This window comes from Pseudomonas laurylsulfatiphila, from assembly GCF_002934665.1.
Classification (GTDB): domain Bacteria; phylum Pseudomonadota; class Gammaproteobacteria; order Pseudomonadales; family Pseudomonadaceae; genus Aquipseudomonas; species Aquipseudomonas laurylsulfatiphila.
On record NZ_NIRS01000001.1, the window covers coordinates 640,471 to 666,897 of the forward strand.

Below are 26,427 nucleotides of genomic sequence, written 5' to 3' on the forward strand. Positions count from 1 at the left end.
CGCGCCACTGCCCATCAGTGGTCGGGTTTAGCAGCCCGGGGTTGTAAGCAAGGTGCACATGCTCCTGTCAGTCAGGTATTCCTATGCCTGCATTTGATGGTGGCTGTGCGCAGGGCGCCTTCGGGCGCGCCGGCTTTGCTAGCTTCCCCGGTCTGCTAACCTGCGCACAGCTGCCTCCTTCTCGTTTAGCAGCAAGAGGGTTGGCACCCAATCAGAGAAGCAAGCATATGTTCAAGGTCACCCCCAACCCGCCGGACACCGATCCCACATCCCCCTGCGAACCCGACTCAAACAAGTTCAACGAGGCGGCCGAATCCGCCTTCCACGTCCCCTCCACCGCCGACATCAAGGCCACACCGCGCACACCTGGCACTCTGTTTACCGTCGACCCCGAGGCCGATACCGAAACGCTGATGGTGTATCTGGTCGAGACGCTGGCCTCGGTCGATGTGATGGTGCATCAGTTGGTGGATCATCTGGACGGTGGGTCGCGCAATGCCCTGTTGGGGATTTCCAATAGTGTGATGCTGGCGGAGATTACGGCGAATCGGGTGTTGGATCAGATTGATCCGCGTGAATAGACACGGTCAATTGTAGGAGCTGGCTTGCCAGCGATGGCGGCGGCACATTCACCATCGCATCGCCGGCAAGCCGGCTCCTACAGGGTTGTGTGTGTGTGATGTTGGCTTAGTTCGGGTCGAGTAAGCCGCCGCTCCAGTGACGCGACATCCGGCTGCCGGTGAATTTTGCTACGCCCATGCCCTGGGCGATCAGTCGGTCGCGATGGCGCGTCACCAGGCGCCCTGCTTGTTCGGCATGCAGGACCACTTCGGAAGTCGGGTCGCCCGGGGTTCTGAGGATCCGGGCAAAGCGCTGCCCTTCTTCGACGAAATCTCCCAGCTCCTTTTCGAAGATCAGCACGCCGGGTTGCGGGGCGATGAGGGTTTCCATGTGGCCCATTTCCACGGCTTCGACAGGCCAGTCCGCAGGCGTCACGGACTCATCGATGACGCCGAACGCGCACAACCAGTGGTACAGCCCTTCGGCATCGGACTCGGCGAAACGGTCGTTGACATCGCCCTGCCCGCGCAGCTCCAGGGTCGCGGCCATGCGCCCTGTTGTGACGCCGTCGCGTAGCCACGGGGCGATGATGGTTTCTTCGAACGAGCCGTCGCCGCCTTCATCCCAGATGATCGCCACGTCCATCTTCATCGCCGCCGCCAGTTCGCGACCGCGGGGCCAGAAACTGCGGTGTACGTAGAGGTACGGCAGGGCTTCGTCGTCGGTGTGCAGGTCGAGCATCACGTCGGCCGGGGCGGCCAGTTGCACCAGTTGCTTTTGCCATTGCTGGACGCAGGTCGAAGGTCGCGCCATGGCCGCCGACTGGTCGAACGCGCGATTGAAGTTGTGCCCGGTCGCGTCGTGGTAACGCCCGAGTATCCGGCCCTGGCGAAACTGTCCGATGCCCAGTGGATTGGCTTGTGGCACCACGGTTACCTGGCCCTTGAGCCGACCTTGGGCTTCGGCGATCTGTAGCCGTTGCATCAGCACATGCAGGACCAGCATCCCGGCGATTTCATCGGCATGCACCCCGGCCTGCAGGTGCACGTTCGGCCCGCTGCCATCGCCGGCATAGCGCCAGGCACCGACCCGCACGGCATCGCCGTTGTTGTTGCTGACACTGAACGAAATATCCTGCGGCATTGGTTTTCCCTCCTGTCATGACCGTTGAAAAACGCTGTATCGCGGCTGTCGAGGCTGGTGATTGAACAGGTGTTCAACTAAGCTCGACTGCGTGGAAGCTCATCCAGGGACAGCCTTGTGACAACCGATGCCCCGAAAAACCGTCGCGCCGAACCCGAAGACCGCCGCGAAATGCTGGTGGCGGCCACCCTGCGCTGCCTGGGCCGCGACGGTCACGCCGGGATCTCCGTGCGGCGCATCGCCACCGAAGCCGGGGTGTCCGTGGGTTTGCTCAACCATCACTTCGGCAGCATCGAGGCATTGATCGCCGACACCTACCAGCGGCTCGCGAGCGAACTGACCACGGCCCTGCTCCAGGAAATCGAACAGGCACAGACACCTGCGCAGAAGATCGATGCCTTTCTCGAAGGCTCGTTTTCGCCCAGGGTCATGGACCCGAAACTGCTCGGGGTGTGGGTGGTGTTCTGGAGCCTGATCCGTCACTCCGAACACGTCAGCCAGTCCCATGAAAAAAGCTACCGCGCCTACCTCGATCTGATCCGCCAGTTGCTCGACGGCCTGGCGGCCAGCGAAGGCTTTGTGATTCACGACACGCGCCTGGCCGCCATCGGCCTATCGGCGATGCTCGACGGTCTCTGGCTCGAGTGGTGCCTGAACCCCGAGACCTTCAGCGCCGCCAACGGACTGCATATCTGCCGTTGCTGGATAAAGGGGCTGCGTCACGGAGCATTCAGCACCGACGACGTCCTGTGACGGGTGCCGGCCGAAGATCATCGCCAGGGTGCCACTGACGGCGATCAACCCGGCGCCGATCATCAGTGACGTGTCCATCAGCGTGCCCCAGACCAGGCTCGACAGGGCAAACGCCCAGATCAAGCCGGTGTATTCGAACGGCGCGAGCAAGGTCGCGGTGGCGCGGCGGAAACTGGCGAACAGCAGGAACTGGCCGATGCCGCCCACCAGGCCGGCGCCGAGCATGCCCAGCCAGGCCGGTGTCGGCGAGGGTGTGTAAGTCCACGGCAGCGCCACCGCCATGCAAATCACGAACACCACGTTGGTGATCAGCATCTGTTCCAGCACGGAGGTCTGGTCATCCACCTGACGCAGCTGGATGTAGGTGAACGCCCAGCACATCGCCGCCAGCAGGGTCAAGACGATCGGCAACGGCTCGGTCATGTGGTCGGGGCGACAGGCAATGACCACTCCGACGAATCCGACGATCAGGCTGAACCACTGCCAGCCGCTGGCGCGCTCCTTGAGAATCACCGCCGCGAGCACCGTGACCATGATCGGCGCGGAAAAATACAGGGTGGTCATCTCGGCCAGGGTCAGGTCCCGGGCCGCTGTGTAGTACAGCACCCAGGCGACAATCGACAGCAAGCCGCGCACCACCAGCAGGCGCCGGCTCGGTGAATGCCAGGCCCGCTGGATAACCCGCGAACGCCCCGCCAGCAGCACGGCCACGACCACAACGGCGGCGCGCCAGAACAGAATGGTGACCACCGAATAATCGGCCACCAGCCACTTGATGACTGCATCCTGCAACGACAGGAACGCATAGCCCAGGGTGCACAGGCCAATGCCCTGCAGCGAGCGGTCGACGTTGGACGAACTCATCAGGCCGACCTGCGCACAGGCGTTCCGCGCCGCTCGGCGAAGGCAAACAGCGCTTCGATCAGGAAGGTCAGGCAGACGTAGACACCGGCCACCAGCAACAGGGGTTCGTACACTTGCAGGGTTTGCGCGCGGACCACGTTGGCGGCGCCGAGCAGGTCGATCACGGCGATGGTCGAGGCCAGTGCCGTGGACTTGAGCAGCATCACGGTCTCCCCCGCCAGGGTCGGCAACAGCAGACGCAGGGCCCGGGGCAAGCGCACCCGCAACAATGACTGGCGCGCGGTCATGCCAAAGGCCGACGCGGCCTCCATTTCCCCCTTGGGCACCGCCAGCAGGCCACCGCGAATCACTTCGCCGACATAGGCCCCCATCGACACCACCAGGGCGAACACGATGTACCAGTAGCCATCGCGCAGGTAAGGCCAGAGGAAGCTGCCGCGAATCAGCGGGAACTGGGCAAACAGGCTGCCCAGCCCGTAGTAGTAGATGTAGATCTGGATCAGCAACGGCGTGCCGCGCGTGACGCTGGTGTAGAACAGGCTGACCTTGGCGATCACCTTGTTTTTCGAGATCCGCGCCAGCGCCACCAGCACCGCCAGCAGGTAACCGAACACACTGGAGACCAACAGAATGATGAGGGTGGTTTGCAGCCCCCGGCCCAACAGCGCCCCGTATTCAACTATCCACGCTGGAATCATTTCATTCTCTCTGCCGGTTCAGTCAACAAGAGGCATCCAGCGACGAATGCGTCGCTCCAACCGTCCCGAAAGATAGTTCGACGCCAAGGTCACCGCGTAGTACAGCGCGGCAGCCGTGAGGTAGAACAACAGATAGTGGCGCGTCGAACCCGCGCCTTGCTTGGCGGTGTACAGCAGCTCGTTGGTGCCGACCACGCTGATCAGCGCGCTGTCCTTGATCAGGTTGATCCACAGGTTGGCCATCCCGGCCATGGCGTAAGGCGCCATGATCGGCAGCGTGACCCGGCGGAACAGACCGAAACCGTTGAGGCCGAATGCCTTGGCCGCTTCGATCTGGCCGAAGGGAATCGCCTGGATCGCCGCGCGGAAAATCTCCGAAGCGTAGGCGCCCTGCACCAGCCCCAGCACGACGATGGCCGCCAGCGGGCCGCTGACGTTCACCACGCCGTAGCCGAGTTTGGTCATCAGCGAATTGAGGAGCATGGAGCCGACGTAGTACAGCAACAGAATCAGCAGCAACTCGGGCACCGCGCGGAACAAGGTGGTGTAGCCGCGCATCAGCGCTGCAATCGGCTTCGGTGCGCCGAGCTTGAGGCACGCCACCACCAGCCCGATGGCCAGCCCGAGCACAAAGGCCCCGGCGGAAATCTGCAGGGTCATCCAGAGCCCCTTCAACAGCGCACTGCCCCATCCCTGTTCGGTGAAATTGATCAGATCGAACATTGCCGGCATTTCAGTCTCCAGTATGCGGTCATGAACACACCGCCGGATTCTGTGGGAGCGAGCTTGCTCGCGATGAGGCCATGCCAGTCAATATCAATGCTGACTGAACCACCGCTATCGCGAGCAAGCTCGCTCCCACAGGGATCTGCTTTTCCTCAGGACTTGCGTTTAGCCAGTCATCAGAACGCCGGCTTCACGCTGGTGCCGAAGTAGCTCTGGGACAGCTCGTCGTAGTCCTTGCTCGCCAGCAACTCCTGGATGGCCTTGTCGAGTTTGGCCTTGAGTTCGGTGTCGTCCTTGCGCAGGCCGGCGCCTACGCCTTTGCCGAAGATCGGGTCGTAAGGCACGGTGCCGAGGTAGGCCAGGTCCTTGGCATCCGGGGTCTTGACGAAGGCGGCCATGGCGGTGCCGTCGGCCATCATCAGGTCGATGCGGCCGGCAATCAGGTCGGCGTTGGCCGAGTCCTGGGTGTCGTAGTACTTAACGTCGGCGATTTTTTCGTAGTAGGTCTTCAGGTAGCTGGCGCTCACGGTCGAGTTCTGCACGCCGATGATCTTGCCCTTGAGGTCATCCGGGTACTTCTTCACCGACGTCTCTTTCGGGCCGACGACGGCAATCGCCGAATCGTAGTAGGCCTTGCTGAAGGCGATCTGTTTTTCCCGTTCTTCGGTCACCGACATCGAAGAAAAGATCACGTCGATCTTCTTCGCCAGCAGCGACGGAATGATGCCGTCCCACGCCACTTCCTTGATCTCGCAATCGGCTTTCATTTCGCTGCACAGCTTGTGGATCAGGTCGACTTCAAAGCCCTTCCACTCACCGTTGGCCTGCTTTTCGGTGTACGGCGGATAGGGTTCGGCGGCCACCGCGAAACGGATCGGCTGTGCCTGAGCCGCGCTCATGCCGGCCAGCAGTACGCAGGCTGCACCGGTCAACCAGTTTGCAAAACGTCGATTTCCCATGTTGTTTTCCCGTCTTTTTATGATGAGTTAGCGAGTCTGATGAGCGTTGACGAATTGCCGGCAACGCTCGCTGCGTGGGTGTACGAACACTTCGTCCGGCGAACCGGTTTCCTCGATCAGCCCTTGATGCAGGAAGGCGACTTTGGAAGAGACATCGCGTGCGAACGCCATTTCATGAGTCACCAGGATCATGGTCCGGCCTTCTTCGGCGAGGGAGCGGATCACCCGCAGCACTTCCCCGACCAGTTCCGGGTCGAGTGCCGAGGTGGGTTCATCGAACAGCATGACCTTGGGCCGCATGGCCAGGGCCCGGGCGATGGCCACCCGTTGTTGCTGTCCCCCGGAGAGAAACGCCGGGTACTCGTTGCGCTTGGCCGCAAGCCCGACGCGTTCAAGCAGGGCTTCGGCCCGTTCGGTGGCCTCCGCACGGCTTTCACGCAAGACCTGGGTCGGCGCTTCGATGAGGTTTTCCAGCACCGTGCGATGGGGCCAGAGGTTGAAGTTCTGGAACACCATGCCCAGGCTCGACCTGATGCGCACCAGCTGTTTGGCGTCCGACACCAGCGGTGCGCCGGGACGATTCTGGTTGAGGTGAATGCTTTCGCCATCGACCAGGATGCGCCCCTGGTCCGGCACTTCGAGCATGTTGATGCAGCGCAGCAAGGTACTCTTGCCCGAGCCGCTGGCACCGATCAGGGAGATCACCTCGCCTTCGCGGGCGGTCAGGGAAACGCCCTTGAGCACTTCAATATTGCCGAAGCGTTTGTGCAGGCGATCGACCTCGATCATGGTCCTGGCCGCGGCCGGTTCGACGGTTGCGGTACTGGTCACCGTGCCGATTACCGGCCTCGGCGCTTCGCCGTTGAGTACCTGGACAAAGCCGCGAATGCGCTGGCAGGCCTGGGCCAGTCGTTCTTCGCTGAGGGTGAACGAAAGCCGTACAAAACCCTGGGCCGGTTCACCGAATGCCGCGGCATCCAGGACCGAGACACCGGCTTCACCCAGCAGGCGCCAGGCGAATTCCAGCGAGGTCAGGCCGGTGCCGCGCACGTCCACCAGCACGAACATGCCGGCATCCGGGTTGAGCACACTGATGCCCGGGCAATCGGCCAGGCCGGACACCACCAGATCGCGGCGCCGGCGATAGATCTCGCGCATGCCGTGGGTGACTTCTTCATGGGACTGCACGGCCTTGAGCGCCGCTTCCATGACGAAACCGGGCAAGCCGTACAGCATGCTCAGCACCAGGGTTTCGACATGGTTGACCAAGGCTTCGTTGGCCACGACCCAGCCGATGCGCCAACCGGTCATGGCATGGGATTTCGACAGGCTGCCGATCACCACGCAGCGCTCGGCCATGCCCGGCAACGCCGCCAGGCTCAGGTGTTCGCGCTCGTAGGCGAGGCTCTCGTAGACCTCGTCCACCACGACCCACAGGTCATGGGCGATGGCGAGGTCGGCGATGGCTTGCAGCTCTTCGCGATTGAGTACCACACCGGTGGGGTTGTTCGGGTTGGAGAAGAAAATCGCCCGGGTGCGCGGGGTGATGGCCTTGGCCAATACGGCGGCATCGAGGCGGAAACCCGAATCCGCCGCACAGGGCACCCGCACCAGCGTGGCGCCGGACGCCTTGAGCGTGGCTTCGTAAGTGACGTACATCGGGTCGAAGGCGATCACTTCGTCGCCGGCACCGAGCAGGCACATCGAGGTGGCGAACAAGGCGTTCTGCGCACCTGCGGTGAGAATGATGTTCGAGGCCTGCAGTTCGCGGTCGATCAACTGGCTGTAGCGGCCGGCGATGGCTTCGCGCAAGGCCTGGCGGCCGGCGATTTCGGTGTAGTGGGTATCCCCTTCGCGCAAGGCGTGGATGGCGGCATCGGTGATGAAATCCGGGGTGGGGAAATCCGGGTCGCCGACGCTGAGGATGATCACGTCCTCGCCTTTGCGCTGTGCCGCGTTGGCCGCGTAGTGAATATCCCAGGCGGCAACGCCTTGGCCACTGATCCGCTCTACAAAGGGTGAAAACCGCATGCCAGTGCCTCGTTCGAATTGAAGAAACGCAAGCCCGCAACCAGCCGGGGGAAGGTGGCCCTCAACATAGTCCAGACTGAACACTCGTTCAACAGAAAACTCACAAGGCTTCGCGTTCAGCGCAAACAGGTCGTTTTCACGACAGTCGCGCCGTTTTTCAACACGACGCGATCAGGCGACGTGAAACGATTTTGCTGACCGCGCCAATCGCCAGGGCGATGCAGATCAGCCCCGCCGCTACCGCAAACGTCAAGCGCATCCCCTGGGCGATGGCCTCAGGTGGCGCCTGCAAAACATCGTGGCTGGCCGTGCCGAAGGCGAACACGGCGCCCATCACGCCAGCGCCGGTGATCAAGCCCAGATTGCGCGACAACCCGAGCAGACCGGAAACCACGCCGCGCTCTTGCGGCGCGATGGCCGCCAGCACGGCGGTATTGTTGGCCGCCTGGAACAGCGCATAACCGGCGGTCATGACCGCCAGGGGCACGATGTAGCCGGCCGCACCGAAGTTCGTCGGAACGGCGGGCAGGAGGCAAGCGCCGGTCAGCATGGCCAGCAATCCGAGCGTGCCGGATCGATGTGCGCCCAACCTGTCGACCCATCGACCCGCCGGGACCCCGACCAGTGCGGCGACCAGCGGCCCCGTCGACATCACCAGGCCAACGCTCGCGGCATTCAGCGCCAGTGCGCCGGTGAGATAAAACGGCCCCACCACCAGGGTGGCCATGACCACGGTCGTCACCAGCAGGCTCATGGCGAAACCTGCGCTCAGTTGCACATTGCGGAACATCGTCAGTCGAACCAGCGGCGACTCGACGCTGCGCTCGACGAACACAAACACGCCCGCCCCCACCACGGCCACCAGCAGCAGTGCCAGGTTCAGCGGAGCAAAACTGCCGCGCCCGAGGGTCATCGCCAGCGCATAGGCCAGCAGCGTCAACACCAGTACCAGGGTGCCGAGGACATCGAAACCCGCTCGGTCCGCCCTTTTCTCAGGGTCATCTTTCGGCAGAAAACGCTGCGCGAGGCCCATCGCCAAAATACCCAGCGGCACATTGAGCAGAAAAATCGCCGGCCACCCGAAATTGGCAAGCAAAAATCCACCGAGGGTCGGGCCGAGCGAGGTGCCGATCGCCGACATCGTGCCGAGCAGGCCCATCGCACTGCCCAGTTTTGCCTTGGGCACCGCCCCGCTCACCAGCGCCAGGGTCAACGCCATCATGATGGCCGCGCCGATGCCCTGCAGGGCCCGAGCGGCAATCAGCAACCCGAGACCGGAGGAGACGGCGCACAGGACTGAAGCGGCGGTAAACACACCCATCCCGATCAACAACAAACGCCGACGGCCAATGATGTCGCCGAGCCGCCCGACACTGACGATCAGCGCCGTGATCGCCAGCAGATAAGAAAGCACCACCCATTGCACGTGCTGGAAAGAGGCCGAGAACGCGGCGGCCAGTGTCGGTAAACCCACGTTGGCAATGCTCGTGCCCAAGGATGACAGCAACATGGACAGCGACAGGCTGGCCAGCGCGCCCCGAATCGATATGGACTTCATTTTCTCGCGACTCCGCAAACAGGTTGTCTGGAGCCTAAGCCCAGCCATAACATGGCGGAAGACGCAGCGTTTGCACTGAATACATGCACCAAACGCCATATGCTAAAAAACCATGTGGGAGCGAGCCTGCTCGCGAAGGCGGTGTTTCATTCAACATTGATATCGACTGGCCTGACGCCTTCGCGAGCAGGCTCGCTCCCACAGGAACCTATGCCCGACCTTAATCTGCTGATCACCCTGAACGTGTTGCTCGAAGAAGGCAGCGTGGCCCGCGCCGCGCAGCGATTGCGCCTGAGCCCGTCGGCCATGAGCCGGGCGCTGGCGCGATTGCGCGAAACCACGGGCGATCCGTTGCTGGTGCGGGCCGGACGCGGACTGGTTCCCACGCCCCGAGCGCTGGAGCTGCGTGAACGCGTCGGCGTGCTGGTACAGGATGCCGAAGCCGTCCTGCGCCCCGCCGAGGCGCTCGATCTCGATCAACTGGCACGCACCTTCACCCTGCGCACCAGCGACGGCTTCGTGGAAAATTTCGGCGCACCACTGATCGCCCGCATCCACCGCGAGGCGCCCGGTGTCCGCCTGAATTTCGTGCAGAAGCTGAACAAGGACAGCACCCTGCTGCGCGACGGTTCGGTGGACCTGGAAACCGGCGTGATCGACGAATCCACCAGCCCGGAAGTGCGGACCCGGATGCTGTTTCGCGACCGCTTCATTGGCGTGGTGCGCGAGGGGCATCCACTGGCTCACGGTGAAGTCACACCGGTGCGTTATGCCGAGGCCCGGCACATCCTGGTTTCACGCCGGGGCCACGAAAAAGGCGTGATGGATGACGCCTTGAATGAGTTGGGGTTGAAGCGTGAGATCATCACCCTCGTCGCCGGTTTTTCGTCCGCGATTGCATTGACGCGGGCTTCAGACCTGGTCGCCAGCGTACCGCAGCGGCACGTCGGCAACCTGTGCCAGGGCATGCATTGCTTTGCGCTGCCCTTCCCCACGCCGCCGATCACGGTGTCGATGCTGTGGCACCCACGCATGGACGCCGACCCGGCGCATCGCTGGCTGCGCGGTTGTGTGTGGGAGGTTTGCAGTCAGTAAACTCCGGCGCCGCGCGCACTCCAGCGGTTTGTATCGAACTGTATGTCCCCCCGGCCACCTTACACAGCGATACACATCCCCCAGGTTCAGGACATATGGGCAGTACATGGAAATGAAAAAGTGGGCGCGCATCGGAAAGCGCAGGTTTTCCGAGCATTCCAGCGACCTACTGACAGGAAAAACACCATGATCAATGCAATCGATACCGTGCTGTACACCGGCAAGACCCACACCACCGGCGGCCGCGACGGTCAGGCGCGCAGCACCGATGGACGCCTGGACATCAAGCTTTCGCCTCCCGGCGGTTCGGGCGCCGGCACCAATCCTGAGCAACTGCTGGCGGCGGGTTGGTCGGCCTGCTTCATCGGGGCGATGGGCAAGGCGTGCGTCGCGCTGAAAGTGGCCTTGCCGAGCGACGTTGCGGTGGATGCCGAAATCGATCTGGGCAAGTCCGAAAACGCTTTCTTCCTTCAAGCCCGCCTGAATGTCAGCCTGCCGGGCCTGAACCCGGCCATCGCACGCAGCGTGGTGGAAATGGCGCACCAGACTTGCCCGTACTCCAAAGCGACTCGCGGCAATATCGACGTCGAGATCAATCTGGTTTGATCGACGCAGAAAAGCCTGGCCTGACGTCTTGATACCGGTCAGGCCAGGCTTTCTGAACACCGCAATCGTTGTTGTTGTTGTTGTTGTGGGAGCGAGCTTGCTCGCGATGGTCTAGAGAGCGCCGCGTTTAGCCAGTAAGCACGCGTTATCGTTAACGACCATCGCGAGCAGGCTCGCTCCTACAGTTCTCCTACTCCTTGAGGATCAGCAGCGGCTGGCCTTTCCTGGCGATGTAGGTTGCCAGTTCCGAGGCCTTGTCCTGGCCCACGTTCTTCGCCACATGGGCGACGCCTTCGGGGATGTACAACGAATCACCGGCCTTGAGCGTCACCGGTGCCCGCCCTTCCAGCTGATACTCGAAGGTGCCGCTGATCACGTGCGCCACTTCTACGCCGGGGTGAGCGTGTTTGGGTGATGTCACGCCCGGGTCGAAGTCCACGAGCACCTGAGTGACTTCACGATCGGCGGCGCCCAGGTCTTCGCGTACCAGGTCGGTGCGATGCAGGCCCTGCTGCCAGCTTTTCATCGCCGACGCCGCCTGTGTTTCCTGGGCTTGAGAGAGACTCGCGAAGGCAGCGAGCCCTGCAGCGGTCAGAACCAGACCAAGCTTGCCAATGGTGTGACGGGTGTTGATACGCAACATTGCCTTTCCTCCAGTTGAACCCTGGCGAGCCGCGCCGAAAATGACACGGTGCCGGTGGTTGCATTTGAAGGCCGTCGTGTATCGCCCGGGTGTCTGGAAACCCCGGTTTTGTATGCCCGGGTAGCGACGGGCGTTGCGGATACCTTCCGATACAAACCCGCCGCTAGGCCTTGAACGCTTCGCGCCGGGCGCTGCGTTCGGCGACATAGGCGGCACTCGGTTCACTGATCAGGTCTGCGCGGCGCAAGGGCTGCCCGCAATGGGCGCACAGCGGTCCGAGCCCGGCGGGCTCGCCGCAACTGCGGTGGGTATAAACCACCGCCAAACCTTCCTCGGGCGACTTGCACCAGGTTTCGCCCCAGGCCCGCAGCGCCAGCACCACCGAGTAGAACGCATCGCCCTTTTCCGTGAGGTGGTACTCGTAGCGTTTGGGCCGTTCGCTGTAGGCACGTCGCTCTACGAGCCCGTCGGCTTCCATGCTCTTCAAGCGCGCCGCGACCATTTGCGGCGTACCGCCGGTCTGCGCCTGGATTTCATCGAAGCGATGACTGCCCATGAACAACTCACGCAGGACCAGCACCGTCCAGCGGTCGCCCACGACGGCTTCGGCCCGGGAAATCGGGCACAGGGTTTCAGAAACGCTTGCTTTCACCGACATGCGGTATTGCCTCTTGCCTAGTTACTATGATTATCATATCTACGTGAATTGCTGGCAACTACACTTCATCTTCCACGGATTATCTTGCGGAGCACCTCCATGTCCAACGCCACCTACCCTCTTGATCGGACGGCCTACCTGCTGGTCGACCCCTACAACGATTTTCTGTCGGAAGGCGGAAAGATCTACCCCTTGATCGAACCCATTGCCAAGGGCGTCGGCCTGCTCGACAACCTGCGTACGCTTGATCGCACCGTTCGCGGGCTCGACATTCCGGTGGTCATCGTACCGCACCACCGCTGGGAAAAAGGCGACTACGAAAACTGGGATCACCCAAGCCCCACTCAGTGCAAGATCATGCACATGCACCACTTCGCCCGCGGGGAATGGGGCGGCGAATGGCACCCCGACTTCGCGCCGCAGGAAGGCGACATCATCGTTCAGGAACATTGGGGTTCCAGCGGCTTTGCCAATACCGACCTTGATTTCCGCCTCAAGCAAAAGGGTATCACCCACGTGATCATCGTCGGCCTGCTGGCCAATACTTGCATCGAGGCCACCGCCCGTTACGCTCAGGAACTCGGCTATCACGTCACCCTGGTACGCGACGCGACCGCGGCCTTCAAGCCGGAGATGATGCATTCGGCCCATGAGCTGAACGGCCCGACCTTCGCTCACGCCATCCTGACCACCGATGAACTGGTTGCCGCACTGGCACAGGCAGGTGCGTGATGCAGTTGACCGGCAACCTGCTGATCGGCGCCCGTGATGTCGGCGCCAGCGAAGGCACCCTGAAGGCGCTCAATCCCGCGACCAACCAGCCGATTGAACCGGCGTTCGCGCTGGGTAACGTGGCCGATGTCGACCGGGCGGCGACCCTGGCCGATGAAGCGTTCGATGTGTACAGCCATACCTCGCTCGCCGTGCGGGCGGCGTTTCTCGAACGCATCGCCGACAACCTCGACCGCGTTCGCACGGCGCTGGCGGCACGGGCCGCCCTGGAAACCGGCGTGCCCGAGGCGCAACTGGAAGGCGAGGCCATCAAGGCGGCCACCCAGTTCCGCCAGTTCGCCGATGTGGTGCGCAAGGGGCGTTTCCTGCAACTGGCCATCGACCCGGCGCAACCCGAGCGTCAGCCACGCCCACGTATGGATCACCGCCTGCAAAAAATCGCCATCGGCCCGGTGGCGATTTTCGGCGCGAGCAACTTCCCCATCGCCTATTCGGTGGCCGGTGGCGATACCGCGTCGGCGCTGGCAGCCGGATCGACCGTCATTCTCAAGGCGCACAACGCGCATCCCGGCGCCTCGGAAATCCAGGCCCGGGCGATCCGCCAGGCGGTGCAAGACTGCGGATTGCCCGAAGGCGTGTTCTCCATGGTGCGTGGCGGCGGCAATGCCATCGGCGAAGCGCTGGTCGATCATCCGCTGATCAAAGCCGTGACCTTCACCGGTTCCGAACAGGGTGGCATGGCGCTGTATCGGCGTGCGCAATTGCGTCCCGAGCCGATTCCGGTCTTCGCCGAAATGACCAGCGTCAACCCGACCTTCATCCTGCCCCGGGCACTGGCCGAACGCGGCGCGGCGATTGGCGATGGCTTTGTCGAGCGCATGCTGGTCAACGTCGGGCAAGCCTGCCTCAAGCCGGCGATCCTGCTGGCCGTCGAAGGTGCAGGATTTGCAGCACTGCGCCACGCCATGAGCCAACGCGTGAGCACCGCACCGGCGCGCACGATGCTGACACCGGGCATCCATGGGGCCTATCTGAACGGGCTGCGCACCCTGGAAAACGCCGGCGCCCGCCTCGTCGCCGTGGGCTCGACCGCCACCGCTGAAGTCGATGGCCGTTCGGCGCTGTTCGAAGTCGACGGCGAACATTTTCTCGCCGAGCCGGCGCTTTCCCAGGAGGTATTCGGCCCGTCCGCGCTGCTGGTGAAGGTCAGGGATGAAGCGGAGCTGTTACGGGTAGCGCGCGCCTTCAAGGGGCAACTCAGCGCGACTCTGCACCTTGAACAGGACGACTTGCCACTGGCCCGTCGCCTGCTGCCAACCCTGGAACGACGCACCGGGCGCATCGTGGTCAACGCCTTCGCCCATCCGCAGGAAGTGTGTTTTGCCACCGTGCATGGCGGACCGTTTCCGGCTACCACGGACAGTCGCTTCACCTCGGTGGGCATGACCGCCATCGAACGCTTCCTGCGCCCGGTGGCTTACCAGGGGTTTCCGGATGAGCTGCTGCCGGAGGTTTTGCGTGAGGGCAATCCCTTGGGGTTGCCGCGCCTTGTCGACGGTCATTAACGCCATACCGCCAACCCTGTAGGAGCGAGCTTGCTCGCGAAGAGGCCGGCACAGCCAACATCATCGGTGGCTGAACTACCGCTTTCGCGGGCAAGCCCGCTCCCACAGTAGATTCGGTAGTTCACAAATACTGCGTACACCCACTAACCCTGTGGGAGCGAGCTTGCTCGCGACGGTCGTCAACGATAACGCGTGTGTCCTGACTGAACGCGGCGCTCTTGAGTCCATCGCGAGCAGGCTCGCTCCTACAGGCGAACACTCGTTCCGTGGCGAGGGAGCAAGCTCCCTCGCCACAGGTTGTGTGTTGCTCGCTCAGTTGTTTTTCGCGAGCCGGGTGTCACCGCTGTCCCATCCGCCCCCCAGGGATTTGTAGATCGCCACAATGGCCCGGTACTGGTCGGTTTCACCCAGTGCCTGGGCATCTTCGGCGTTCAGGCGCTCGCGTTGTGCGTCGAGCAACACCAGGTAGTCCACCACCCCTTCCTTGTATTGCGTCGCCGCCAGGTCGGCCGCGGCACGGCTCGACTCGCTTTGCTTGATCAGCGACAGCAAGCGTTGCTGGCGCTTGCCGTAGTCGCTGAAGGCGTTTTCCGACTCCTCCAGGGCGAGCAGCACCTGTTGTTCATAGGTCGCCAATGCACCCTCGGCCTCGGCGTTTGCGCCACGAATACGCGCCCGCACACTGCCTAGGTCAAATGCGGCCCAGGTGATGCTCGGGCCCAGGCTCCAGGCGCGGGCGGCACTGGAGCCGATCTGCGAACCACGCCCCGCGATGAACCCGAGGAATCCGCTCAAGCTCACCCGTGGAAACAGGTCGGCGGTGGCCACACCGACATCCGCCGTTGAAGCCGCCAGGCGGCGCTCTGCCGCGCGCACATCCGGGCGCCGCTGCAACAGCTCGCCGGGATCACCCACCGGCAACGCCTTGGCGATGGCCGGCAAGTCCTTCGGACTCAAGTCGATGCCCAGCGTGTCCGGGCGTTCACCCAGCAGCGTGGCGATGCGGTTTTTGTGGTGCACCTGTTCCGCCTGCAGTTGCGGCACGCTCGCCTCGACGGCCGCCAGGCGGGCATCGGCGCGCACCACGTCGAGTTCATTGCCCACGCCCGCGTCACGCAGGCTCACCGTGACGCTGCGCGATTCGCTCTGGTTCTTCAGGTTGGCCAGGGCGATTTTTTCCCGCAGTTGCGCACCCCGCAGCTGACCATAGGCATCCACCAACTCGGCGATCATGCTCACCCGCAGTTGGTACAGGTCCGCCGCCGTGGCGTCTTCCCGTGCATCGCTGGATTCCAGTTCGCGCTGGATGCGCCCGAACAGATCGATCTCCCAGGCCATGTCCAGGCCCAGGTCGTAGCGATCGGTATTGACCCGCTGCTCGGTCAGGCCCGGCACCTGCGACTTGCCTTGCTGGCTGCTGACCCGGCTGGTGACCACCGGCAGGTTGTCGTTGCTGATGTCATCACGAATGGCCCGCGCGGCTTTCCAGCGGGCGAAGGCCACGCGCAGATCGCGGTTGCCGTTGAGCGCTTTACCGACCAACTGATTCAACGTGGGGTCATCGAATTGCTGCCACCACACCGTTTCGAAACGCGTTTGATCGTAGTTGGCCCCTTGGGCCGAGACGACATGGGCAGGCGCCGTGTCCGGGGTCTTGTAATCCGGCCCGACGGTGCAGGCGGCCAACGCGGTGACCAGCAGACTCGGTAAAAACAGCTTGAAAGCGTTCATCAGTGTGCCTCCGGATCAATGACCTTGAGCGAGTGAGCGCGGGCCGCCTGGCGCGCGGCTTTACGTTCGATGTAGCGACGGATAAGGACGTAGAACACCGGTGTCAGCAACAGACCGAAGAAGGTCACCCCGAGCATTCCGGAGAACACGGCAACCCCCATGGCCCGACGCATCTCGGAACCGGCGCCGGTGGACGTCACCAGCGGGATGACGCCCATGATGAACGCGAACGACGTCATCAGGATCGGGCGCAGCCGCTGCCGGCAGGCTTCGAGAACAGCGTCCAGCGGCGACAGGCCCTGGTCCTGTTTGTCCTTGGCGAACTCGACGATCAGGATCGCGTTCTTGCACGCCAGCCCCACCAGCACGATCAAGCCGATCTGGGTGAAGATGTTGTTGTCGCCCTTGGAAATGATCACCCCGGCAATCGCCGACAGCAGGGTCATCGGCACGATCAGGATCACCGCCAGCGGCAGGCTCCAGCTTTCATACAGGGCCGCCAACACCAGGAACGCCAGCAGGACGCAGAGCGGGAACACCAGCAACGCGGTGTTGCCGGAAAGGATCTGCTGGTAGGTCAGGTCGGTCCACTCGTAGGTCATGCCGTTGGGCAGCTCTTGCTTCAACAGCTTTTCAATCGCCGCCTGCGCCTGGCCGGAGCTGTAGCCCGGGGCCGCGCTGCCGTTGATTTCTGCGGTGACGAAACCGTTGTAGTGCGAGACCCGGTCCGGCCCCGACGTCGGGCTGACCTTGACGAAGGTGGCCAGTGGAATCATCTCTCCACGGTCGTTGCGCACCTTCAACTGACCGATCTGCTCCGGCTCCTGGCGGAACTGTTGCTCAGCCTGGACGTTGACCTGATAAGTACGGCCAAAACGGTTGAAGTCGTTGGCGTACAGCGACCCCAGGTACACCTGCAGCGTGTCGAATATGTCGTTGATCGCCACGCCGTGGGTCTTGGCTTTTTCGCGATCGATGGCGGCCTCGACCTGCGGCACGTTCACCGTGTAGCTGGTGAACAGGTTGGCCAGTTCCGGAACACTGCGGCTCTTGCCGATGATGTTCATGGTCTCTTTGTACAGCTCGTCGTAACCCAGGTTGCCGCGGTCTTCGATCTGCAGGCGGAAGCCACCAATGGTGCCCAGGCCTTGAACGGGCGGCGGCGGGAACACCGCGATATAGGCGTCTTGAATGCCACCGAACTTGGCGTTCAGCGAAGCGGAAATCGCTCCGGCGGACAGGCTCGGGCTTTTGCGTTCATCGAAAGCGCTCAAGCCGATGAACGCAATGCCAGCATTCGGGCTGTTGGTGAAACCGTTGATCGACAAGCCCGGGAAGGCCACGGCGCTGTCAAAGCCCGGTTCGTTCATGGCGATGGTGCTCATGCGCCGGATCACCGACTCGGTGCGATCAAGGCTGGCCGCATCCGGCAGTTGCGCGAAGGTCACCAGGTACTTTTTGTCCTGGGTCGGCACGAACCCAGTCGGCGTGGTGCTGAAGCCCATGTAGGTCATGGCGATCAGACCGGCATAGACCAGCAACGCCACGCTGCTGCCACGGATCACCTTGGACACGGTCCCGACATACCCGTTGCCGGCTTTTTCAAACAACCGGTTGAAGGGTTTGAACAGCCAGCCACCGAACAGGCGATCCAGAATCTTCGAAAAGCGGTCCTTGGGTGCGCTGTGGGACTTGAGCAAAACCGCCGCCAATGCCGGCGACAAGGTCAGGGAGTTAAAGGCCGAGATCACTGTGGAGATCGCAATGGTCAGGGCGAACTGTTTGTAGAACTGCCCGGTCAACCCGGAGATGAACGCCGCCGGGACGAACACCGCGCACAACACCAACGCCGTGGCGATGATCGGGCCGGTCACCTCGCCCATGGCTTTTTGGGTCGCTTCGACCGGATCGAGCCCCGTCTCGATATTGCGCTCGACGTTCTCCACCACGACGATCGCATCGTCGACCACGATGCCGATGGCCAATACCAGGCCGAACAGCGACAGGGCGTTGAGCGAGAAGCCGAACAGGTGCATCACGGCAAAGGTGCCGATCAGCGAAACCGGAACCGCCACCAACGGAATGATCGAGGCGCGCCAGGTTTGCAGGAACAGGATCACCACCAGCACCACGAGGATCAGCGCTTCGAACAAGGTGTGAACCACCGCCTCGATCGAGCTGCGCACAAAGATGGTCGGGTCGTAGACGATCTCGTAATCCATGCCCTCCGGGAAGCTCTTTTTCAGCTCGGCCATCTTCGCCCGCACCTGGTCGGAAACGTCGATGGCATTGGAACCCGGGCGCTGGAAGATCGGCATCGCCACCGCTTCCTGGTTGTTGAGCAAGGCGCGCAAGGCGTACTGGTTGGAGCCGAGTTCAATCCGCGCAATGTCCTTGAGGCGGGTGATTTCGCCGTCCGGACCACTGCGGACGATCACGTTCTCAAACTCTTCTTCGGTGACCAGCCGCCCTTGGGAGTTGATCGACATCTGGAAGCTGGTGGCGTTGGGTGCAGGCGGTGAACCCAGTTGGCCGGCCGCCACTTGGCGGTTCTGTTCACGCACCGCATTGACCACGTCGGTGGCGGTCAGGTTGCGTGACGCGGTCTTGTTCGGATCGAGCCAGATACGCAGCGAGTAGTCGCCGATACCGAACATCTTCACGTCACCGATTCCGTTCAGGCGCGACAGCTCATCCTTGACGTTGAGGATCGCGTAGTTGGACAGGTACAGCATGTCGTAGCGCTTGTCCGGCGAAGTCAGGTGCACCACCATCGTCAGCTCGGGCGACGCCTTGTCCACGGTGATACCGATGCGCGTCACTTCCTCCGGCAGTTTCGGCTCGGTGCGGGTCACGCGGTTCTGCACCTGTACCTGGGCGTTGTCCAGATCGGTGCCCAGGGCGAAGGTCACGGTGAGCGTGAGTCGACCATCGGCCGTCGACTGCGAGGACATGTACAGCATGTTCTCCACGCCGGTGATGGCTTGCTCCAGGGGCGCGGCCACGGTTTCACCGATGACCTTGGGGTTGGCCCCCGGATAGTTGGCGTGGACGACAACGGTGGGTGGCACCACTTCCGGGTACTCGCTGATCGGCAGCTGGAACAGCGAGATCGCACCGGCGATCAGGATCAGCAGCGAGAGCACGGCGGCGAAGATCGGCCGCGTGATAAAGAACCGGGAGAACTTCATGGCAGTGTTCCTTTATCCGCGAGGCGAAACGGCGGCATCGGTTTTCACCAGCGCCGGTGACGGAGCGACGGGCTGATTACCCGCCTCGACGGCCTGCCGCTGACGGGCCAGGTTGGCGACGGTTTGCGCATCGGTCATCGGCGCGTCCTGAGGCGCGACCACCGCGCCGGGACGAACCCGTTGCAGGCCGTTGATGATGATCCGGTCGTCTTTTTGCAAACCGCTGCGCACGATGCGCAAGCCTTCGAGCTTCGGCCCCAGATCGACGCTGCGGTACACGGCCTTGTTGTCTTGGTCGATCACCAGCACGAATCGCTTGCCGAGGTCAGTGCCCACGGCCTCGTCCTTGATCAACAGGCCGGCATAGGCCGCGCTGCCCACCAGTTTCAATCGGGCATACAGGCCCGGGGTGTATTGACCGTCGGCGTTGTCGAACACCGCGCGGCCACGGATGGTGCCGGTCTTGGGATTGACCTGGTTGTCGACGAAGTTCATCTGCCCCAAGTGGCTATTGCCCTCCTCGTTCGACAAGCCCATGTACACCGGCGTGGATTGACTGCGCCGGCCTTCACGGGAGAGCTGGCCGTACTTGAGGAACAGGCGTTCATCGGCATCGAAATAGGCGTAGACCTTGTCGGTGGAGACCACGCTGGTCAGCGCCGAGGTGTCGGCGGTGACGATGTTGCCGGCGGTGATTTCGGCACGGCTGACCCGGCCGCTGATCGGCGCGGTGACGCGGGTGAAGCTCAGGTTCAGGCGCGCCAGATCCAGCTGCGCCTGAACCGAATCGACACCGGCCTTGGCTTCCTGGGCCGTGGTGCTGCGCGTGTCGGCCAGTTCCGCAGAAATGGCATTGCTGCTCAGCAGGCGCTGGCCGCGCTGCGCTTCGTTGGCGGTTCGAACCAGCGCGGCGCGAGCTTGTTGCAACTGCGCTTCGAGGCGGTGCACTTCGTGTTCGAACGGACGTGGATCGATCTGGAACAGCAGATCCCCTTTCTTGACCGACTCGCCATCGGTGAAGGCGACACGATCGATCTGCCCCGAAACCCGCGGACGAACCACGACGGTTTCCGGCGCCTCCAGACGGGCGGTGACTTCATCCCATTCGGTAATGGGTTGCTCAAGCACTTTTGCGACGGTGACAGAAGGCGCACCCGGCGCCTTGGCGGCATCGGGTGCGTGACCGCAGGCCGTGATGGCCGCCAGGGTCAGGGCAGCAAGGGGATAACGCAAAGGTTTGAGTGACTGTTCCATGGGGGTGTCCGCCAGACGGTTTAAGGGTTGGAGAATTCTCGGCCGCACAAAGGGCAGCGACGAATCGAATGGAGTGAACTTGGGTATCACTATTAATGATGACTATCATGTATAAGCACAAAAAAAAGGTTTTCACGCAACACCTGTAGGAGCCGGCTTGCCGGCGATGGACTCGAATGCGCCGCGTTCATCCAGATCGCACGCGTTATCGTTGACGACCATCGCTGGCAAGCCAGCTCCCACAATGGACCGTGCCCACGCTGAAACTGTAGGAGCCAGCCTGCTGGCGATGGACTCCAGTGCGCCGCGTTCATCCAGATCACCCGCGTTATCGTTAACGACCATCGCTGGCAGGCCAGCTCCCACAATGGACCGTGCCCACGCTGAAACTGTAGGAGCCAGCTTGCTGGCGATGGACTCCAGTGCGCCGCGTTCATCCAGATCACCCGCGTTATCGTTAACGACCATCGCTGGCAGGCCAGCTCCCACAATGGACCGTGCCCACGCTGAAACTGTAGGAGCCAGCTTGCTGGCGATGGACTCCAGTGCACCGCGTTCATCCAGGTCAGACGCGTTATCGTTCACGACCATCGCTGGCAAGCCAGCTCCTACAGGGGACCGTGTTTATCCAGTTCGCACGCGTTTTCGTTAACGACCATCGCTGGCAGGCCAGCTCCTACAGGGGGACCGTGTTTATCCAGTTCGCACGCGTTATCGTTCACGACCATCGCTGGCAGGCCAGCTCCTACAGGGGACCGTGTTTATCCGGTTCGCACGCGTTATCGTTAACGACCATCGCTGGCAAGCCAGCTCCTACAAAAGACCGCGTCCGGGTCCAAACCAGTGAAAGCCCCAAAAAAGGAATGCTCTGTTCAAGCCTATGAATTAACGGGATTTTTCATTGCAAGCCGTCAAACTGACGACCGAACAAATGGAGTCCAGTGCCGGACCGAGCGTTTGCGCCACCTGCAAGGCTCGGGTGGTCGGTTCCATTTTGTGGCCAATGCGTTTAAACAGAGGGTCGTTGAACAGTGTGCGCAGACGAGCCAATGCGCCGCTGACCGCCGGTTGGCCCAGGGAAAGTCTTTGTGCGGCCCGAGTGACATTGCGCTCCTGAATGAGCGCCTCGAATACCACCAGCAAATTGAGGTCGATATTGCGCAGATCATTACGTTTCATGGGTCAGCACCCTGTGAGGTGTTTTGACTTGAGCCACGGGTTCGGGCCTGCAAGGCCATTGCCGCGAATTTATATTACGACCATCATTAATACCAGCCCTTCAGCAAAAAATTGCCATGGCGCCCATCGGAAGACAGGACTCCACTCATGAAAGTGACGAAAGACAAGGCAGCCGCCAACAAGGAAGCGATCCTCGGGGCGGCCTCGAGGATGTACCGGGAAAAAGGCATCGACGGCATCGGGATCGGCGAACTGTCCCGCTCGGTGGGCCTGACCCACGGCGGCTTTTACGGACAGTTCCCAGGTGGCAAGGAGCAGTTGGCGTCGGAGGCCGTGAGCCGTACGTTCGAAACCAACATCGACGACTGGCGAGCGGCCAAATCCATCCCCGAACTGCTCAAGAGGTACTTGAGCCAAGGCCACATGAACAACTGGACCGAAGGCTGCCCGATCCCTGCCCTGGCGGCCGATGTCGCGCGCAACGGCGGTGCCGTCAGCCACTCGTTCACCCAAGGCGTGCAGGCCCTGATCGAAACGCTGATGCCATTGGTCGACGGCGAAACCGTTGATGAAAAGCACCAGGAAGCCTTGCGCATCCTGTCATCGATTACCGGGGCGATACTGATCGCCAGAGCCCTGGACAACCCGCGATTGTCGCAGCAGTTCCTGCAATCGGTGATCGATGCCTGGCCTGCCAAGGCCGAAAAAACCGCACAGGACGTACCGGTGCGACAAACCGGCGATACAAGTCAAGGATGAGGAGCCGCATCATCGCTCCGGGCAGCTTCAACAAGACTGAACTAGCTTTACCTGCAACGATCCACGGCCAACGGGTAAGGAGTTGTGATGCGTGCCACGGCATTTTCAGTCGGTCAACCAGCCCCCTGGTTTCATTGCCGCACTCAACTACGAGAACGCTTTTGTTTCGACACGATTGCCGGTCGGTATGTAGTGCTTTGTTTTTTTGGTTCTGCGGCTGACCCTGTATCCACTAAAGTTCTGGAAGATATTCAGGCCCATCGCCCACGGTTTGATGATGATCAAATCTGCTTCTTTGGTGTTTCCGTCGACCCAGAGGATGAAAAGCTGAAGCGGGTGGAGAGTTCGATACCCGGCATACGCTTCATCTGGGATTTCGATCGGTCGGTCAGCAAGCTCTACGGTACATTGCAGCCAGACGGCAGCATCAGGCAAATGACCTATGTGCTGGACCCTGCGCTACGTGTCCTGGCCATCGTCCCGATAAAAACACCCATCGATAACCATGTACCCTCGTTAATGCGCTTTCTGGATCGATTGCCTGCAACGGCTGCGCCACATGCCGCCACTCCGCACGCCCCCGTCCTGGTGGTTCCCCGCATATTTGAGCCGTCGTTGTGTAAAGCACTGATCAGTTATTACGACGAACGCGGCGGAGAGGAATCCGGGTTCATGACGGAGCAGTCGGGTAAAACCGTCCACATCACTGACCATAATCACAAACGACGTCGTGACTGCGTTATTGAAGATGAAGTGCTAGCCAAGGCCTGTGAATCGCGTATAGCCAGCCGTTTACTTCCAGAGTTACATAAAGCATTCCAGTTCAATGCCACTCGAATGGAGCGCTATCTGGTGGCCTGCTACAACAGCGAGGAAGGCGGGCATTTCCGGCCCCACAGGGACAACACCACGAAGGGTACGGCCCATCGCCGTTTTGCCGTTTCCCTGTTTCTTAATTCGGGAGAGTACGAAGGTGGTTTTCTGCATTTTCCAGAGTATGGAAAAGTGTATTACAACGCGCCGACAGGAGGGGCCGTGGTGTTTTCCTGTTCACTCTTGCACGAAGCCACTTCTGTAACCCAAGGTCGCCGTTACATGTTTCTGCCGTTTCTCTACGATGATGCTGCTGGCGTCATTCGAGAACAGAACCTCTCATTTATTGAAAGACAGCCTTGAGTGCCAGTTCGGACCATGATCGCCGGATGCCCTCCGCTGAAGTAAAAGCCGGAGGGCGAGCCGAGGCACCTTTTGCCGGTAGTGCCAGCGTTATCTCCTCTAAATGCGGCGATTCAAGTCAAAGCGATCCAGGTTCATCACCTTTGTCCACGCAGCCACGAAGTCCTTGACGAATTTCTGCTGCGCATCGGCGCTGGCATAGACTTCGGCCAGCGCACGCAACTGCGCGTTCGAACCGAAGACCAGGTCAACCCGGGTGCCCGTCCATTTCACCGCACCGGTTTTGCGATCACGCCCTTCAAACTCCTGCTGGGCATCCGACACCGGCTTCCACTCCACGCCCATGTCCAGCAGGTTGGTGAAGAAGTCATTGGTCAGCGCTTCCGGCCGTTGGGTGAACACACCGTGTTTGCTCTGGCCGACGTTGGTGTTCAACACCCGCAGGCCGCCCAGCAGTACCGTCATTTCCGGTGCGCTGAGCGTCAGCAGTTGTGCCTTGTCGATCAGCAAGGCTTCGGCGGGCACGCGGTACTGGGTTTTCAGGTAGTTACGGAAGCCGTCGGCAATCGGTTCAAGGAAACCGAAGGACTCGACATCGGTCTGTTCCTGGCTGGCGTCCGTGCGTCCCGGGCTGAACGGCACCGTCACACTGTGGCCGGCGTTTTTCGCCGCCTGTTCGACACCCGCGCCACCGGCGAGCACGATCAGGTCGGCCAGGGAGATTTTCTTGCCGCCGCTGTTGAACTCCTTCTGGATGCCTTCAAGTTTGGCCAGCACATTGGCCAGTTGCTCCGGCTGGTTGGCCGGCCAGGACTTCTGCGGCGCCAGGCGCAGGCGCCCGCCGTTGGCACCGCCGCGTTTGTCGGAGCCACGGAAGGTGGAAGCGGCGGCCCACGCCGTCGATACCAGCTGCGACACCGACAGGCCGGACGCCAGCACCTTGCTTTTCAGGCCCGCCACATCGCTGTCGTTGACCAGCGGATGATCGACGGCAGGGATCGGGTCTTGCCACAGCAGTTCCTCGCCCGGCATTTCCGGGCCGAGGTAGCGCGAGAGCGGGCCCATGTCACGGTGAATGAGCTTGTACCAGGCGCGCGCGAAGGCATCGGCCAGTTGATCAGGGTTGGCCAGGAAGCGCCGGGCAATCGGTTCGTAGATCGGGTCGAAACGCAGGGCCAGGTCCGAGGTCAGCATGGTCGGATCACGGCGTTTGGATGGATCAAAGGCATCGGGAATGGTCCCGGCACCGGCACCGTTCTTCGGTTTCCACTGATGGGCGCCGGCCGGGCTCTTGGTCAGTTCCCAGTCGAAACCGAACAGGTTTTCCAGGTAGTTGTTGCTCCATCGGGTTGGCGTGGTGGTCCAGGTCACTTCCAGGCCGCTGGTGATGGTATCGGCCCCTTTGCCGGTGCCGAATGTGCTCTTCCAGCCCAGGCCTTGCAGCTCCAGGCCGGCGGCTTCAGGTTCCGGCCCGACGTGGTCGGCGGGCCCGGCGCCGTGGGTCTTGCCGAAGGCGTGGCCACCGGCGATCAACGCCACGGTTTCCTCATCGTTCATCGCCATGCGGCCGAAGGTTTCGCGGATGTCCTTGGCCGAGGCAACCGGGTCCGGTTCGCCTTCCGGGCCTTCCGGGTTCACATAGATCAGGCCCATCTGCACCGCAGCAAGGGGGTTTTCCAGATTGCGGCCATTTTCGGTACGGCTGTCCTCGTTTCTGCCGGGCTCAGCCACCAGCGGTACATCGCCTGGCGGTTGCACGGGCTTGCTGTCGTCTTTGCCATAGCGGGTATCGCCACCCAGCCATTTGCTTTCAGAACCCCAGTAAACGTCTTCGTCCGGTTCCCAGACATCCGCGCGTCCAGCGGAAAAACCAAACGTCTTGAAGCCCATGGATTCCAGGGCGACGTTGCCGGTGAGGACGATCAGGTCGGCCCAGGAGATTTTGTTGCCGTACTTTTGCTTGACCGGCCACAGCAGCCGGCGGGCCTTGTCGAGGCTGACGTTGTCCGGCCAGCTGTTGAGCGGTGCAAAGCGTTGCTGGCCGGAGCCGGCGCCGCCCCGGCCGTCACCGGTGCGATAGGTGCCTGCGGCGTGCCAGGACATGCGGATAAAGAAGGGGCCATAGTGACCGAAGTCCGCCGGCCACCAGTCCTGGGAATCGGTCATCAGCGCCGTCAGGTCTTTTTTCAGTGCCTGGAAGTCAAGGCTCTTGAAGGCTTCGGCGTAGTTGAAGTCGCCCCCCAACGGGTCAGACTTGGGCGAGTGTTGACTCAGGATCTTCAGGTTCAGTTGGTTCGGCCACCAGTCGCGGTTCGTCGTGCCACCGCCAGCGGCGTGATTGAACGGGCATTTCGATTCAGTTGACATGGCATCTCCTCTTGATTTTGTTTTCAGCTAACCACCCTTGAGCGTGGATCCGGATCACCGATTGATGAAATAGCTTTTCGGTATGGGATCCATAGCCTTAAGGCTATGACAGCCCCGTGATCAGTCGCTCCAGACCCTCCATTAAAGTACCGGTCCGGGAAACTGTCGCTTCATCCGT

At 61.9% G+C, this 26,427-nt stretch carries 22 protein-coding genes and 1 pseudogene; 8 read left to right on the forward strand and 15 right to left on the reverse strand.

Features of this window, described 5'->3' with window-relative positions; genetic code table 11:
* The first annotated feature begins 227 nt into the window (after positions 1-227).
* Positions 228-581: a DUF6124 family protein gene (locus CD175_RS02965; protein ID WP_104447601.1), complete on the forward strand. Its 354-nt coding sequence runs from the start codon at positions 228-230 to the stop codon at positions 579-581.
* 106 nt (positions 582-687) lie between these two features.
* Here CD175_RS02965 and CD175_RS02970 read toward each other — a convergent pair whose 3' ends face one another.
* Entirely contained in the window at positions 688-1,704 is a 1,017-nt protein-coding gene (locus tag CD175_RS02970; protein ID WP_104447602.1) for a M14 family metallopeptidase, read from the reverse strand.
* A 171-nt stretch (positions 1,705-1,875) separates the two neighbouring features.
* Between CD175_RS02970 and CD175_RS02975 the strand changes: the two are divergent.
* Positions 1,876-2,361 (forward strand): annotated as a pseudogene (locus CD175_RS02975) (TetR family transcriptional regulator C-terminal domain-containing protein); the annotation flags it as partial.
* Here the strand turns inward: CD175_RS02975 and CD175_RS31540 are convergent.
* The 6 genes from CD175_RS31540 to CD175_RS03005 form a co-directional block, all read right to left on the reverse strand.
* Positions 2,317-3,321, reverse strand: coding sequence for a DMT family transporter (locus CD175_RS31540; RefSeq protein WP_104447603.1), 1,005 nt, complete (start codon positions 3,319-3,321; stop codon positions 2,317-2,319). The pseudogene CD175_RS02975 and the gene CD175_RS31540 sit on opposite strands and share 45 nt — an antisense overlap.
* Complete coding sequence (locus CD175_RS02985; RefSeq protein WP_015095644.1) at positions 3,321-4,019, reverse strand: ABC transporter permease subunit; 699 nt, start codon at positions 4,017-4,019, stop codon at positions 3,321-3,323. The genes CD175_RS31540 and CD175_RS02985 overlap by 1 nt, the downstream gene beginning before the upstream one ends.
* Positions 4,020-4,037: 18 nt before the next feature.
* Positions 4,038-4,751, reverse strand: coding sequence for an ABC transporter permease (locus CD175_RS02990; protein ID WP_007977785.1), 714 nt, complete (start codon positions 4,749-4,751; stop codon positions 4,038-4,040).
* Positions 4,752-4,921: 170 nt separating this feature from the next.
* Positions 4,922-5,704 (reverse strand): transporter substrate-binding domain-containing protein, encoded by a 783-nt coding sequence (locus CD175_RS02995; protein WP_104447604.1) that lies wholly within the window; start codon positions 5,702-5,704, stop codon positions 4,922-4,924.
* A 27-nt stretch (positions 5,705-5,731) separates the two neighbouring features.
* Positions 5,732-7,735, reverse strand: coding sequence for an aminotransferase class I/II-fold pyridoxal phosphate-dependent enzyme (locus CD175_RS31855; RefSeq protein WP_104447605.1), 2,004 nt, complete (start codon positions 7,733-7,735; stop codon positions 5,732-5,734).
* Positions 7,736-7,892: 157 nt separating this feature from the next.
* Positions 7,893-9,293: an MFS transporter gene (locus CD175_RS03005; protein ID WP_104447606.1), complete on the reverse strand. Its 1,401-nt coding sequence runs from the start codon at positions 9,291-9,293 to the stop codon at positions 7,893-7,895.
* Between the two features lie 210 nt (positions 9,294-9,503).
* Between CD175_RS03005 and CD175_RS03015 the strand changes: the two genes are divergently transcribed.
* Positions 9,504-10,388: a LysR family transcriptional regulator gene (locus tag CD175_RS03015; protein ID WP_104447607.1), complete on the forward strand. Its 885-nt coding sequence runs from the start codon at positions 9,504-9,506 to the stop codon at positions 10,386-10,388.
* A gap of 186 nt (positions 10,389-10,574) precedes the next feature.
* Complete coding sequence (locus tag CD175_RS03020) at positions 10,575-10,994, forward strand: organic hydroperoxide resistance protein (RefSeq protein ID WP_104447608.1); 420 nt, start codon at positions 10,575-10,577, stop codon at positions 10,992-10,994.
* A 190-nt stretch (positions 10,995-11,184) separates the two neighbouring features.
* Here the strand turns inward: CD175_RS03020 and CD175_RS03025 are convergent, their stop codons facing one another.
* A complete protein-coding gene (locus CD175_RS03025; protein WP_104447609.1) occupies positions 11,185-11,637 on the reverse strand; it encodes a cupin domain-containing protein in 453 nt (150 codons plus the stop codon).
* A 163-nt stretch (positions 11,638-11,800) separates the two neighbouring features.
* Complete coding sequence (locus tag CD175_RS03030) at positions 11,801-12,295, reverse strand: winged helix-turn-helix transcriptional regulator (protein ID WP_104447610.1); 495 nt, start codon at positions 12,293-12,295, stop codon at positions 11,801-11,803.
* 99 nt (positions 12,296-12,394) lie between these two features.
* Between CD175_RS03030 and CD175_RS03035 the strand changes: the two genes are divergently transcribed.
* Together CD175_RS03035 and CD175_RS03040 are read left to right on the forward strand one after the other, a co-directional pair.
* Positions 12,395-13,027 (forward strand): cysteine hydrolase family protein, encoded by a 633-nt coding sequence (locus tag CD175_RS03035; RefSeq protein WP_104447611.1) that lies wholly within the window; start codon positions 12,395-12,397, stop codon positions 13,025-13,027.
* Positions 13,027-14,592: an aldehyde dehydrogenase (NADP(+)) gene (locus CD175_RS03040; protein WP_104447612.1), complete on the forward strand. Its 1,566-nt coding sequence runs from the start codon at positions 13,027-13,029 to the stop codon at positions 14,590-14,592. The genes CD175_RS03035 and CD175_RS03040 overlap by 1 nt, the downstream gene beginning before the upstream one ends.
* Positions 14,593-14,904: 312 nt before the next feature.
* Here CD175_RS03040 and CD175_RS03055 read toward each other — a convergent pair whose 3' ends face one another.
* The 5 genes from CD175_RS03055 to CD175_RS03080 form a co-directional block, all read right to left on the reverse strand.
* Positions 14,905-16,323, reverse strand: a complete 1,419-nt coding sequence (locus tag CD175_RS03055) for an efflux transporter outer membrane subunit (RefSeq protein ID WP_104447614.1) — start codon at positions 16,321-16,323, stop codon at positions 14,905-14,907.
* Complete coding sequence (locus tag CD175_RS03060; RefSeq protein WP_104447615.1) at positions 16,323-19,514, reverse strand: efflux RND transporter permease subunit; 3,192 nt, start codon at positions 19,512-19,514, stop codon at positions 16,323-16,325. The genes CD175_RS03055 and CD175_RS03060 overlap by 1 nt, the downstream gene beginning before the upstream one ends.
* A gap of 12 nt (positions 19,515-19,526) precedes the next feature.
* Positions 19,527-20,768, reverse strand: a complete 1,242-nt coding sequence (mexE, locus tag CD175_RS03065) for a multidrug efflux RND transporter periplasmic adaptor subunit MexE (protein WP_104447616.1) — start codon at positions 20,766-20,768, stop codon at positions 19,527-19,529.
* A 132-nt stretch (positions 20,769-20,900) separates the two neighbouring features.
* Entirely contained in the window at positions 20,901-21,368 is a 468-nt protein-coding gene (locus CD175_RS03070; protein ID WP_146094544.1) for a hypothetical protein, read from the reverse strand.
* A 285-nt stretch (positions 21,369-21,653) separates the two neighbouring features.
* The gene (locus CD175_RS03080) at positions 21,654-21,947 is read right to left on the reverse strand and encodes a LysR family transcriptional regulator (protein WP_104447618.1); all 294 of its coding nucleotides are present in this window, start codon (positions 21,945-21,947) and stop codon (positions 21,654-21,656) included.
* Between the two features lie 147 nt (positions 21,948-22,094).
* Between CD175_RS03080 and CD175_RS03085 the strand changes: the two genes are divergently transcribed.
* The gene (locus CD175_RS03085) at positions 22,095-22,706 is read left to right on the forward strand and encodes a TetR/AcrR family transcriptional regulator (RefSeq protein WP_104447619.1); all 612 of its coding nucleotides are present in this window, start codon (positions 22,095-22,097) and stop codon (positions 22,704-22,706) included.
* A gap of 87 nt (positions 22,707-22,793) precedes the next feature.
* Positions 22,794-23,882, forward strand: a complete 1,089-nt coding sequence (locus CD175_RS03090) for a redoxin domain-containing protein (RefSeq protein WP_104447620.1) — start codon at positions 22,794-22,796, stop codon at positions 23,880-23,882.
* Between the two features lie 99 nt (positions 23,883-23,981).
* Here CD175_RS03090 and katG read toward each other — a convergent pair whose 3' ends face one another.
* A complete protein-coding gene (gene katG, locus CD175_RS03095) occupies positions 23,982-26,249 on the reverse strand; it encodes a catalase/peroxidase HPI (RefSeq protein ID WP_104447621.1) in 2,268 nt (755 codons plus the stop codon).
* Between the last annotated feature and the right edge of the window lie 178 nt (positions 26,250-26,427).